This window comes from Rouxiella sp. S1S-2, from assembly GCF_009208105.1.
Classification (GTDB): domain Bacteria; phylum Pseudomonadota; class Gammaproteobacteria; order Enterobacterales; family Enterobacteriaceae; genus Rouxiella.
On sequence record NZ_WFKL01000001.1, the window covers coordinates 3000329 to 3012834 of the forward strand.

General features: G+C 52.5%; 12 protein-coding genes. 3 read left to right on the forward strand and 9 right to left on the reverse strand.

Annotation, left to right across the window (positions count from 1 at the left end):
• Positions 1-11: 11 nt before the first annotated feature.
• From GA565_RS13850 to GA565_RS13875, 6 genes are all read right to left on the reverse strand, one after another.
• Entirely contained in the window at positions 12-677 is a 666-nt protein-coding gene (locus tag GA565_RS13850) for an amino acid ABC transporter permease (RefSeq protein WP_152198942.1), read from the reverse strand.
• A complete protein-coding gene (locus GA565_RS13855) occupies positions 677-1330 on the reverse strand; it encodes an amino acid ABC transporter permease (RefSeq protein WP_152198943.1) in 654 nt (217 codons plus the stop codon). The genes GA565_RS13850 and GA565_RS13855 overlap by 1 nt, the downstream gene beginning before the upstream one ends.
• Positions 1331-1333: 3 nt before the next feature.
• The gene (locus GA565_RS13860; protein ID WP_152198944.1) at positions 1334-1984 is read right to left on the reverse strand and encodes an urea carboxylase-associated family protein; all 651 of its coding nucleotides are present in this window, start codon (positions 1982-1984) and stop codon (positions 1334-1336) included.
• Positions 1968-2597 (reverse strand): DUF1989 domain-containing protein, encoded by a 630-nt coding sequence (locus tag GA565_RS13865; protein ID WP_152198945.1) that lies wholly within the window; start codon positions 2595-2597, stop codon positions 1968-1970. Before GA565_RS13865 ends, GA565_RS13860 begins: the two co-directional genes overlap by 17 nt.
• A 2-nt stretch (positions 2598-2599) precedes the next feature.
• Complete coding sequence (locus GA565_RS13870) at positions 2600-3436, reverse strand: transporter substrate-binding domain-containing protein (RefSeq protein WP_152198946.1); 837 nt, start codon at positions 3434-3436, stop codon at positions 2600-2602.
• 250 nt (positions 3437-3686) lie between these two features.
• On the reverse strand, positions 3687-4538 hold the full coding sequence (locus GA565_RS13875) for a MurR/RpiR family transcriptional regulator (RefSeq protein WP_152198947.1): 852 nt from the start codon (positions 4536-4538) through the stop codon (positions 3687-3689).
• A gap of 303 nt (positions 4539-4841) precedes the next feature.
• Between GA565_RS13875 and GA565_RS13880 the strand changes: the two genes are divergently transcribed.
• Positions 4842-7721: a polysaccharide lyase family 8 super-sandwich domain-containing protein gene (locus GA565_RS13880; RefSeq protein ID WP_152198948.1), complete on the forward strand. Its 2880-nt coding sequence runs from the start codon at positions 4842-4844 to the stop codon at positions 7719-7721.
• A gap of 224 nt (positions 7722-7945) precedes the next feature.
• On the opposite strand, the gene tcyN is transcribed toward GA565_RS13880, so the two are convergent.
• From tcyN to tcyJ, 3 genes are read right to left on the reverse strand one after another with little or no spacing between them, the layout of a single operon-like run.
• Entirely contained in the window at positions 7946-8698 is a 753-nt protein-coding gene (tcyN, locus tag GA565_RS13885) for an L-cystine ABC transporter ATP-binding protein TcyN (protein WP_152198949.1), read from the reverse strand.
• Positions 8695-9363: a cystine ABC transporter permease gene (gene tcyL / locus GA565_RS13890; RefSeq protein ID WP_152198950.1), complete on the reverse strand. Its 669-nt coding sequence runs from the start codon at positions 9361-9363 to the stop codon at positions 8695-8697. Before tcyL ends, tcyN begins: the two co-directional genes overlap by 4 nt.
• Positions 9364-9375: 12 nt before the next feature.
• Positions 9376-10179 carry a cystine ABC transporter substrate-binding protein gene (gene tcyJ, locus GA565_RS13895; RefSeq protein ID WP_152198951.1) on the reverse strand — a complete coding sequence of 268 codons (804 nt, stop codon included), beginning with the start codon at positions 10177-10179 and terminating at the stop codon, positions 9376-9378.
• A 343-nt stretch (positions 10180-10522) separates the two neighbouring features.
• Between tcyJ and lldR the strand changes: the two genes are divergently transcribed.
• The gene (lldR, locus tag GA565_RS13900; protein ID WP_152198952.1) at positions 10523-11278 is read left to right on the forward strand and encodes a transcriptional regulator LldR; all 756 of its coding nucleotides are present in this window, start codon (positions 10523-10525) and stop codon (positions 11276-11278) included.
• A 33-nt stretch (positions 11279-11311) separates the two neighbouring features.
• Positions 11312-12457, forward strand: a complete 1146-nt coding sequence (lldD, locus tag GA565_RS13905) for an FMN-dependent L-lactate dehydrogenase LldD (RefSeq protein ID WP_152198953.1) — start codon at positions 11312-11314, stop codon at positions 12455-12457.
• The last annotated feature ends 49 nt before the right edge of the window (positions 12458-12506 follow it).

Below are 12506 nucleotides of genomic sequence, written 5' to 3' on the forward strand. Positions count from 1 at the left end.
TTCTCTCCTGATTAGTGTTGCATACCGCGACGATAGCGCGTCATGCGTTGTTCAAAATAGCGTGCCAGCCAGTCAATAACGCTGGTCAGCAGCCAGTAACAAAGCGCGACTGTCAAATAAATCTCCAGCGGCGCATAAGTCGTAGAAATCGCCTGCTTCGCGGCATACATAAACTCCTGTACCGAGACAATCGACAGCAGCGCTGAATCCTTGATAAGCCCAATCATCAGTCCCGCCAGCGGCGACAGCATCTGCGGCAGCGTTTGTGGTAACACCACATCGCGCAGCTGTTCGCGCCAACTCAGCCCTAATACGCGGCAGGCTTCCCACTGCCCTGGCGGCAACGTTTCAACGGCAGAGCCAATAACCTGGGCAATATAGGGCGCGTAATAAAGTGTTAACGCCAGCACACCTACCTGCGGTGAGGTAAAGGTGATGTTGTACTCGGGTAAAACGAAATAGAGCAGATAGATAACCACCAGCAGCGGCAACGCCAGCGTCAAACTGGTGTAGAGATGCAACAACCGTCGCAAAAAACGCGGGGCGCGTTTAAATGCTATTGCCATTATCGTGCCCCACAGCAGCGAGCAGAACGCAGCCAATGCACAAAGCTTCAGCGTAGAAATCATGCCAACGCCCAGCGAAGGCAGTGAGTCGATAACCGCATGCCAATCCATTAGGCCGTCCTCCGTTTCGCCTGAAGATGACGCGCCAAGCCAATCAGCGGCAGTGCAATCAGCAGATATCCTGCCGACACCAGCAGCAGCACCTGCGTCGCCTCGTAGGTGCGGGCAATCACGATTTGCCCTGCATAGGTCAGTTCGGTAAGGGCAACCACCGAGGCCAGGGGTGTGGTCTTAAGCAAGATAGTAAACTCATTGACCAGCATCGGCAGGCTTGCACGCATCACCTGCGGATTGATCACGTACCACCACGTCAATAAACGGTTTAGCCCCAGCGTGCGCGCCGCCTCACGCTGTCCACGCGTGACCAGGCTCTGATTAACCCGCAGAATTTCTGCCACATAAGCCCCGCTGTTACACCCTATGGCCAGCACCGCCGCCAGCATCGGATGTCCACCGAGGGCAAGACGTGGCAGGGTAAAAAACACCACAAACAGCTGCACAATTGCCGGGGTACCGCGCATCAAGCTGACATAAAGTCGCCCAAGGGCGCGCCAAAACCACGCACGACGAAGCTGGAGGAAACAGCCAAGCTGCCCCATCACAAGGCTGAGCAGCGCGGCCTGCACGGTGAGACTCAGCGTCACCAAGAGTCCATGCCCTAATTCTGGCAGTGCTGCCAGCACCTGTTGATCCAGCCCAAACATGCGTTATTCCTCGCTAAAAGCCGACAGATTTTCCGCCACCGTAATCCGCAGCGGAGCCGGTTTATCATTGCCCTCAATACCGGTGCTACAGGCCGCAACGATGAACTGCGTATCCACCACCACGCGGCAGGTAATGCTGTCCCCCACCTGAGTACGGTTGATTTCCGGCAAGATTTCACCCTCGCGTGTTAAGCGAACGTGCATAAACAGGTTGATAGGATCCGGCAGTTTCGGCACCTCAATGCCGAGGCGAGCAAGTTCACGGCTCACGGCGTCAATACACCCTTCTTCATCGTGATAGCCGCGCGCCTTGAGCCAGGCCGTGGTCGAGGCAGGCAGCAGCAGGTCATGGCGTTTCACGCTGTCTTTGCCAAGCACCATCATCGGGCGACGACGGTTATTTACCAACCGCATACCTGAGCCCAGCAAATAGCTGTTGCTGAATACGCGAGTGTGATGCACAGACAGCCAAACCGCCGGGTCGGCCATGCTAAAACCGAACAGTGAGGCTACTGCGCCTTCCCCCACTGCGGTAATGCGCAACAGTTGGCCACGCAGCACGCGAATAGAGCCGACTTCGCCGGCATTAATATTGACCGGTGCAGCCACCGGTCGTACCTCACTTTCGGCCCATTGATCACGCATTAACAACATGAGACACCTCCGCGAGATAGCTATTGCTCACCTGGACTTCAATCGGCGTGACCTGCAAACCGTTGCCGGGAATAATATCCTGCGGGCAGGACGAGACTGCGCAAATCAGGTCACACAGCGCTTCAAACACAATGTAGTCTCCTGCCTTGCTGCTCGGATCAGTCACTTCCATACGGCCATCGGCAGTAACCGGCCCGTTTTGGAACAGGTTGAACGGCTCTGGAAGGCTGAAGTAAGTCACACCGTGCGCCTTCATGCCTTCAAGCAGGTTATCTACACAGTTTCGATGGCCTTCGACCCCGAAATCGATGCTGAAGCGAGTCCGATCGCAGGCCGGCACGTTGGCATCGTGCACGCCGTTGGTATCGGTCACTACACGCAGCATGGGGCGATTTTCACTCGACCAAAGCACGTCTCCTGGCTTGAAGAAGATTGAGCGAAGATGTTGACGCGTATGCACCGGCGAGAGTTTTTCATCAAGATTATCGGCGTAAACTGCCACGAAATCGGCGGCCTGCTGCCCTTCGCTATCAATGACCGTGATAAATTGCCCTTTACTGACCTGAAAGGTTTTGCCGTGACCGGCAGGCACTGTCAGTGTTGATTGACACATAGTTACTCCTGAGGAATGAAATCGCTTGCAGGCACGGTGAAAGTGGTGCCGAGATACTGTTTTTGCAGCGCAGAAAGTTCACCGTCTTTCTGCATCGCCAGAATGTGGTCGCTGATGGCTTTATTTAAGCTCAGGTCGTCTTTACGCGTTGCCCACGCCATCCACTGGGAAGGCCCGACTTCGCCAACCTGCGCCACTTTGTTGGGGAATTTCTTCACTACCGGTGCGAGAGCCGAAATGTCGTCAAACACAAAATCGGCGCGGTGAGTCATGAGGGTACTCACAGTTTGGTCGAGCGTATCGACGCTGATAATAGTGATCGGTTTCTTGCCTTCTTTGCTCAGAGTGACGTTAAAACCTTTCAGTAACTGCTCCGGCAAACTGGCGCTTTTTACCGCGCCGCTCAGGCCGGAGAGATCTTCAGGGGTCAATTTTTTACCGCTGAATTTGCTCACGTCACTTTCACGAACCAGTACGCCGTTGACCGTTTTACTGAACGGCGTGGTGAAGAGCACTTTCTTCGCCCGCTCGGCGGTCACGTTCAACGATGACCCTTCGGCATTGAACGAACCAGAAATCAGGCCGGGCAGGATCCCGCTGAAAGCGGTTTTCTGAAATTCCAGTTTCACACCAAGGTCTTTGGCAAACGACTGCATGATTGCCACGCTGTAACCGGTTATCTCGCCGCTGTCGTTGGTGAACTCATACGGCGGGAAAGTAGGGTCTATACCGACGGTGATTTTGCCACTGCTCTTGATGTCTGAAAGTGTGTCGGCCTGTGCGGCCATAGCGGCAGTTAGAGTGAGTAAAGTGACTGCCAGCAGTGCTATTTTTTTCATTATGTTGGTTCCCTGGTGTTGGTGAAATGTCATAACAGACAGAGCAGTTTCCATGCCAGTTTGTCAGGCCTAAGTCAGCGAAAAGCGGCGAGCAACTCTTTTTTCTCAGAGAATCAACAAGAAATTAACGTTTCTTGTTTTTATATTTTAGTTTCTTTAGTTTCACAAAAAGGCGTGCAGAGTGAACGCCAAAGGCGAACCCTGCACTTAAAAGGGGAGAAAAACGCCTGCTGCGCACCAACGAGGTGCGTCACTCGAGTTCATCGAGACTCTGATGCAGGGATTCAACGGTTGCCAGGCGATCATTACTGGCTTTACCCATGCTGCGCGCCACTAGAGAACAGAGCAGATTACATACGCCCGACAGTGCGACGGTGCTGTCAAAAATCAGGCTGCCGTCTGTTTGGCAACGCAGCACCCAGCGCGCATGCTTGGCGGGCTTTCCGGCTAGTACATCGGCGATGTAGAGCATTGGCACGTTCAACTCGTCGAGTGCCGCCATTGCCGCCTCAAGCGCAGGCATACGGCGACGCAGCCCCACGCAAATAACAACATCCTGCGGGCCGAGCGTGGCTAAATGCTCTGCCAGCGAATCGCCGGCGCGCGGCAGAAGGCGGACGTCCGAATGAATATGCACCAAGTCACGGTAAATAAGCAGGGCAATAGTCTGACTGTGGCGCCACCCCATTACGACCACGCGCCGCGACGTGGCGATGGCATCAACGCATGACTCCAGCTGTGCACTCTCCAGCGAACGATAAGTGTTCACCAGATTGGACACCTCTTTCTCAAGATGGCTCTGCATCAGACTGGCGAGCGGAGAGGAACTGGGTGCGGACTGTAGGTAAAGCGGCGAACCGCTATTTTGCATTTCACGCGCCTGACGACGCGCGGCGTCGTAGTTCTCATAGCCGAGGTGACGGAAAAAGCGTGTAGCAGTAGCTTTAGAGACGCCGGCACTTTGTGCCAGTTCGGTCGCGGTATTCATCGCTAACTGCCCTGGAGCTGCTAACAACACATCGGCTAGCCGCTGCTCGTGCAATGAGAGTTGATCCCACTGTTGGCGGATACGGCCTTCTAACGATGCCGTTTTTGCACTCATGGATATTCCCTATAATAGAAAAGTCTCATCCTGCACAGAACTCGGCGGGTTGTCATCATGAATTTACATAACTACGTCTACTCCAGCGACGTATAAATCGCCTGCCTCGCGTCATAGATGAATGCCTGCATTACTGAGCGTCATTAAGATTTTTAAACACTAAATTAAGAAAAAACTTGATGAGTAAAATTAAAGTTAAACGCCAATAATGTTAATTAATTTAAAATAAGAACATTTTAAATAATAAATCTATATATAAACAATACCATCTATCATCCATACAAATGATAGATAGAGACCTATATGTCCCCCTTTTGTTTTCGTAAATATCGCTCATTCGCTTTGCCTTTGCTAATTGTTCTCCCAGTTTCACTGACTCATGCGAATGATATTGGAACGGCGCATTTATCACCGCAGAATAATATTGAGATCACTCCTTTTAGCGTTGAACGATCGCACACTCGCTCCGCAATTGAACGTTCGCGCATTCGCTCTAATGCTGAACGTTTGCGTATTCACTCCCGCGGTGACCGCTCGCGTAATCGCGACGATGCTGAACGTTCGCGTACTCGCCCCCACGGTGAACGTTCGCGCACTCGCTCCCACGATGAACGTTCGCGCACTCGCACCGGCGTTGAACGATCGCGTACTCGCGCAGGCAGTATTATCTCTAAAGGTAATCTGCAACCGGGTTCCACGTTAGTGTTTGAAATTCGTGACAAAGGTTTTAATAATCCCCTAGAGTCCATCCGCCTTAAAATTGATGCCAATAACGCTGACCAATACATTTGGCCACACGCGCTTGCCACTGCAATTAATGCGCAGTCTCTCACCACGCGGGCAGGACAAAGAAAGGGAGATACTAATATTCCTATATACAGTGGATATCTGAATGAGGTCTGGGTTCCCAACGATCTGCCGCTTAATTTCACTTATCGAATCGAAAATTCCGAGTATCAACAACACAAACTTATTCTCGACCGCCTGACCCAAAACGCTATGGCCAAGAATAACCTGGCTAACGTCAAGAAATGGCTTGGACTTGAAAAGAATGGCTCATTCAGCGATATCACGTATCCGGATAATAAAAAGCCGCTGGCCGATAACAAGATTGCCAGCCAGCACCTGCTGAGAGTGCTGGAACTCGCATCTTACGCTCACGAGAATCGTAAAAATTGCCAATCATTAACTGCCGACTGTACGTTTATAAAAGATGTGCAGTCGGCAGCGGTGCGCGGTATGCTGTTTATTATCGCTAAAAAATATAAATATGATAACTGGTGGTTCTCTTCGATTGGCGATCCACGCAGCGTTGCGCGAGTGGCGCTGTTAATCTATCCCGACATTACCCCTGACCAGATGATTAACACTGTCTTACCTTATCTGCGGGTCGCTAACGTTGCCAATGGAGAATATAACTTCGGGGCCAATACTGTTGACTACGCCTCCATCCAGCAGATGTGGTCCACGCTTGCGCTCAACGGTGGCGTAGCCTCCGACGCCGATCTGAAGAAATTCGATGGTTATCTTCGTGAAAGCACTAGCTCGCTTGCGGGCCTTGCCGTGGTTCTTGCCGGTAAAGATGTGAAGGGCTGTGAGGGACTTCGCGCCGATATGTCATTTACCTCTCACTGTGCTCTGGTCAACGGTAAACTGGTTTCGCAAATTTATACTGCGGGCTACGGACAAGTATTTATGGACGGGATCATCTCGGCGCAATATAGCGTTCAGGGTACTGATTATGACGTTCCACAGCAAAATATGGACCTGCTCGAACGCTGGCTAGTTGAGGGCATCGGCTGGTCTGGCTATGCGGGTATCACCGATTTTCACGTCACCGGCCGTGGCCATAGTCGCTCAAGTGGCAGTTTTAACGGGCTGGTAAACAAATTCAGCACACACTTCCTTGCAATGAACCCCAATAGCCCGCGCAAAGAGATGCTGCTGGAATTACTGCATCGTGGTAAAACCGGTGACGAGTCTGATAATAAGCACTATCGCGGCAATCGCTATTTCTGGACTACCGATAATATGGCGCACTTTGGTAGCGCCTATTCATCGTCGCTACGCATGGTTTCGAAACGCACTACCACCTCTGAAAGTGGCAACGGCGAAGGGTTGCAAAGCTATTTCCTTGGCGCAGGCAGCCAGCTAATTACCCGCACCGGCAATGACTACCGTGACATTCAACCAGTATGGAACTGGAAACGCCTGCCGGGTACAACCGCCGAACAGGACACTCTTGCGCTGCCGTTAAATAATTGGGGAAGGACAGCCTACGGAAGCCATCACTTTGTGGGCGGCCTTACCGACGGCATCCGCGGGCTCGCCACCATGGAGCTCGACCGACTCAACATCAAAGGGGCGCGCAAAAGCTATTTCCACTTTGAGGATGCCAATATGAATATGGGGTCAAATATAAATTCCCAGAATTCAAAGGCGGAGGTGATTACCAGCGTCGAGCAGGCATTGCGTCAAGGCAGCATTATGTACCGTCTTAAGAACAGCACCGTTGAACATTATCTTAATGAGGGTCAAACCTTGACCTCGGGTGAGATTGTCTGGGTACAGCATAACGGTATCGAATATATCTTCCCGGATACGCAATCGCAAAGCATTACCGTGCAATCCAAGGCACAGTCCGGCAGTTGGCGTAATCTCAACACCGCGGGTTCGGCGAATACGATGACCAAAGAAGTGTTTAGCCTGTGGTTGAAGCACGGTAAAGGTACAGCAGGACGTTATTTATATTACGTCCACCCTGCTTCAAACTTCCACGATATCGGAACCTACGGAGAGTCAGATAAGCGAGTCGATGAACTTAAAGTCCGCCGTGAAAGTTGGTTACACGCCGTTTTGGATACCCGACACAATCTTGGGATGGCCGCCGTCTTTGAGGTCAAAGACGAATGGATCAAGCTGACCAGCGATCTGGAAGTGAAAACGCCCATGCCGCTGCTGCTGCTGGCGAAACTGAAGGTGAGCCGCGATACCGCTATTACGGTGATCGACCCGACGCAGGATCCAGCCCATAAAAATGTCTTGCTTAAACTTAAGGGACGTTTCTACTGCTGGCAAAACTGCGAAGTGAAGAGCGTGAGTAATGACAAAACTGAAATCCTCATCAACCTCCCTCAGGGACTCGAGTTAGGAAAAAGTGTAACTGCGGGCGTGCACCGATAAAATTGCAGAGATGACGTTAAGGGTGGAGGATATTTCTCCGCCCTTTTTCGTTTGGTCAAATTTAGTCTTAATTACGGTATGAACGTAATTCTGATGTGTATATTAATCGGCGCACTGGGGGCTATCTCATACGCAACGGGTTAGCGATAAATAATTGTAAAAAGCCAGTTCAGGGAACCCATTACCCTCACCTATCGCAGTGAAAGTAACGGTTAAATCCCCACTTAGTGCTGCAAAAATTTCTCGAGGAACTGTTTGGTGCGGTCATGCTGCGGATTGGAGAACAAGTCTTTCGCCGGTCCCTGTTCAACTATTTTACCTTGGTCCATGAATATCGCGCGGTCGGCTACGTCGCGGGCAAAGCTCATTTCGTGGGTGACGATAACCATGGTGCGGTGCTCCAAAGCCAGCGCTTTGATAGTGTTTAACACCTCACCCACCAGCTCAGGGTCCAGCGCAGAAGTCGGTTCGTCAAACAGTATCACTTCAGGATTCATGGCGAGCGCGCGGGCTATGGCGACGCGCTGCTGCTGGCCGCCTGACAGGCGACGCGGATAGGCGCTCTCTTTGCCCACTAGCCCAACCTTGGCCAAAAGCTGCCGCGCATAGGCCTCAGCCTTGGCGCGCGATTCACCTTTAACAATCACTGGACCTTCTATGATGTTCTCCAGCACAGAACGGTGCGGAAACAGGTTAAAGTTCTGGAACACAAACCCCACCTGCTGACGCAGCTTTCGCACCTTCTCTTTCTGTTTGCCTATTGGCACGCTGGCATCAATTTCAATATCGCCCACGGTGATGGTGCCAGCGTCCGGAATTTCCAACAGATTAATGCTTCGCAGCAGCGTGGTCTTACCCGATCCGCTCGGCCCGATAATCGCCACCACTTCACCGGCATTCACCTGCAGGTCGATACCGTGCAGCACCGTTTGACCATGAAATTTTTTGACCAGCTTTTTCACGTCGATGGTACTCATGATGGCTCCTGATCCTGACGGTTAACGCGGTCTTCCAACCGATTTTGCAAATAAGACAATAGAGTGGCCAGCACCCAATAAATGACCGAGGCGGCCAGATACATGGTGAACACCTCCAGCGTACGCGAGGTCACTAACTGCGCCTGGCGGAACAGTTCGGGCACCTGAATAGTGGCGGCCAGTGAGGTATCTTTTACCAATCCGATAAAGCTGTTACCCAGCGGCGGCAGCGCGGTGCGAGCGGCCTGTGGGAGCACAACGCGGCGCAGCGTTTGCCATGAATTCATGCCGATACTGGCAGCGGCCTCCCACTGCCCTTTGTCAATCGACGAGATAGCGGCGCGCAGCGTTTCAGAGGTATAGGCGGCGGTGTTTAGCGACAGGCCAATCATCGCGGAAGGAATGGGGTCCAGCTCTATGCCGAACTGCGGCAGGCCGTAGTAAATCATAAACAGCTGGGCAATAAGTGGCGTGCCGCGAAAGATAGACACGTAAAAGCGCGAGAACCACGACAGTGGCCAGAAATGCGAAAGGCGCATCAGCGCCAGCAGGAAGCCCAGTAACAGTCCGAAAACCATCCCCCCGAGACTAAGCTCGAGGGTAAACAGGGTCCCTTTTAATAAAAAGGGTGCTGAATCCAGCACCAGTTGGAGACTTTCTTGCATCAGGTTCAAACCTTACTTGGTGACGTCAGCGCCAAACCATTTGTCAGAGATTTTCGCCAGCGAGCCGTCTTTCTGCATCTCGGCAATCGCCTTATTAATGGCGGCGACCAGTTCAGGGTTATTTTTACGTATTGCGACACCAGACTCCTGACGAGCAAAAGGTTTACCTGCAACGGCCAGCGTATCACCGGTCTTTGTAACCAGATCTAGCGCCGCCAGGCGGTCAACCAGAATGGCATCAATGCGGCCTACGCGCAGGTCCTGGTATTTCGTTGGGTCATCATCATAGGTACGGATATCAACGCCCGGTTCGTTAGCGCGCAGCCACTGTTCGTAGTTACTGCCTAAACCCACGCCCACTTTTTTGCCTTTCAGGTCATCCGGCGTAGAAAATTTATCTTCGTTGCCTTTTTTGGTCAGAACCTGAATACCGGAAACAGTATAAGGGGTTGAGAAATCATATTTTTTCTCACGCTCCGGGGAAATAGTGACCTGATTGATCACCACGTCAATGCGTTTTGACTCCAGTGAGGCCAGCATGCCGTCCCACTTGGTCGGTGATAATTTTGCCTTAACGCCCATATGCTGAGCCAGCGCTTCGGCGAATTCGACTTCGAAACCGGTCAGTTTGCCGTCGGCACCCTGAAAGCTAAACGGCGGATAAGTCCCTTCCAGCCCGACAATTAACGTGCCGCGCTGTTTGATTTTGTTAAGAACGTCTTCAGATGCTGCAAAAGATGGACTGACCATACCGGCAGTGAATGTCACCGCCATCGCACCCAGAATCAAACGACGACGCAATTGAGAAAAAGCCATACTCACCTCATTCTTTGTTTTAATGGTTGTCATAACGTAGTGTTCGTTACGTTATTTTGATTGAATATAACCAGAAAATCTTAGCATTAATAATTATATGTTAATGCCAGAAGTGCGGATCAACTTAATTCTGCCCTGCCTTGGTCCTACCAATCTAGGTAAATCCTCGACCTTGCTCGCAAAATACAAAATCGCTAACGCCATCAACTTGCTAGGCGGCAACAAATCGTTAACTATTCTCCCCTTCAGCCCTTTCGCAAACAGGCTTGGTCGGACCAAAAAAAGCCAGCCGTGCTTGGTTTTAGAGTCGCCAAGAGGTTTTTATCCTTGCCAGGAGACAGCAATGAATTCATCGCCCGTGCGCGTGGCCGAAAGCCTGATCAGCAGACTGACGTCTTTCATCGATGAGCAGCGCTTCGAGACCGGAATGCGGCTACCCGCCGAGCGGCAGTTAGCTGCAACGTTGGGCGTGTCGCGCTCTTCGTTGCGAGAGGCGATTCAGAAACTGGTCAGCGCCGGTTTGCTGGTGAGTAAGCCAGGCGGTGGCACCTTTTTGCGCGAACGGCATCAGCCCTGGGCAGACGTGCAAATTGTTGCGCCACTGCGCGAGCTGGTTATCAAAGACCCCGACTACCGCTATGACATTCTTGAGGCGCGACACTCGATTGAAGCCAGCACCGCCTGGTACGCCGCGCTTCGTGCCACCGGTTCTGACAAAGAGCAATTGCAGTACGCCTTCGACGCCACGCTGAGGCTTAACGAAAGTGAGAATCCCGATTTAGCCGCACAGGCCGATGTACGTTTTCATCTGGCGATCGCCTCAGCCTCGCACAACGTGGTGCTGCTGCAAACCATGCGCGGTTTTTTTGAACTCATGCAGTCCTCGGTCAGGCAAACTCGGCAACGGATGTACAGCCAGCAGGTGATTTTTTCTAAATTGACCGAACAACACTTCACTTTGCTTGAGGCGATTTTGGCCGGCGAGGCTGAAAAGGCGCGTCAGGCGGCGATGGAACACATCGGTTTTGTTCACACAACCATCAAAACGCTACACGAAGATGAAGCGCGTCAGGCCCGAATTACCCGCCTCCCAAGTTAAAGCGATTAAATAGGTAAATAAGGAAATTGATTGATGATTATTTCAGCCTCCAGCGACTATCGCCCCGCGGCGCAGCGTATTCTTCCACCGTTCCTGTTTCACTACATTGACGGTGGCTCCTATATGGAAACCACCTTAAGACACAACGTTGAGGATTTGTCGCAGATAGCGCTACGTCAACGCGTGTTGAAAAACATGTCCGACCTGAATCTTGAAACCAAACTGTTTAACGAAACGCTGTCGATGCCGGTAGCGCTGGCACCGGTCGGGCTGTGCGGCATGTATGCTCGGCGCGGTGAGGTTCAGGCGGCGCGGGCGGCGGCGCGAAAAGGTATCCCCTTTACGCTCTCGACCGTTTCGGTATGCCCAATTGAAGAAGTCGCACCCGCGATCGACCGGCCTATGTGGTTCCAGCTTTATGTACTTCGTGACCGCGGATTTATGCGCAACGCTCTCGAACGGGCCAAGGCGGCGGGCTGTTCAACGCTGGTGTTTACGGTAGATATGCCCACGCCGGGCGCGCGCTACCGTGACGCGCATTCAGGCATGAGCGGCCCCCATGCTGCAATGCGCCGCTACTGGCAGTCAGTGACGCACCCTAAGTGGGCGTGGGACGTGGGCATTAACGGGCGGCCGCACGACCTGGGCAATATTTCAGCCTATCGAGGCAGTCCGACTGGATTACAAGATTATATTGGCTGGCTGGCCAACAACTTTGATCCTTCAATCTCGTGGAAAGACTTGGAGTGGATCCGCGAATTTTGGGACGGTCCGATGGTGATTAAAGGCATTCTTGATGCCGATGACGCGCGCGACGCCGTGCGCTTTGGTGCCGACGGCATTGTGGTTTCCAATCACGGTGGACGTCAGTTGGACGGTGTCCTTTCCACCGCCCGCGCCCTGCCGGCCATCGCGGATGCGGTGAAAGGCGATATCGCGATTCTGGCCGACAGCGGCATTCGCAACGGGCTGGACGTGGTGCGCATGATTGCGCTGGGTGCCGACACGGTGCTGCTAGGGCGGGCCTACCTCTACGCGTTGGCCACTCATGGCGAACGTGGCGTTGAGGCATTACTGACATTGATTGATAAGGAAATGAGGGTCGCCATGACCCTCACCGGTGCCAAAACGATAGCTGAAATCACGTCTGACCTGCTGGTTCGCGAGCTTGAGAGATAGCGTATGCCGCGCAGAAAACGGAGAGAGGGCTGAGGCATTTTGGCAGGTT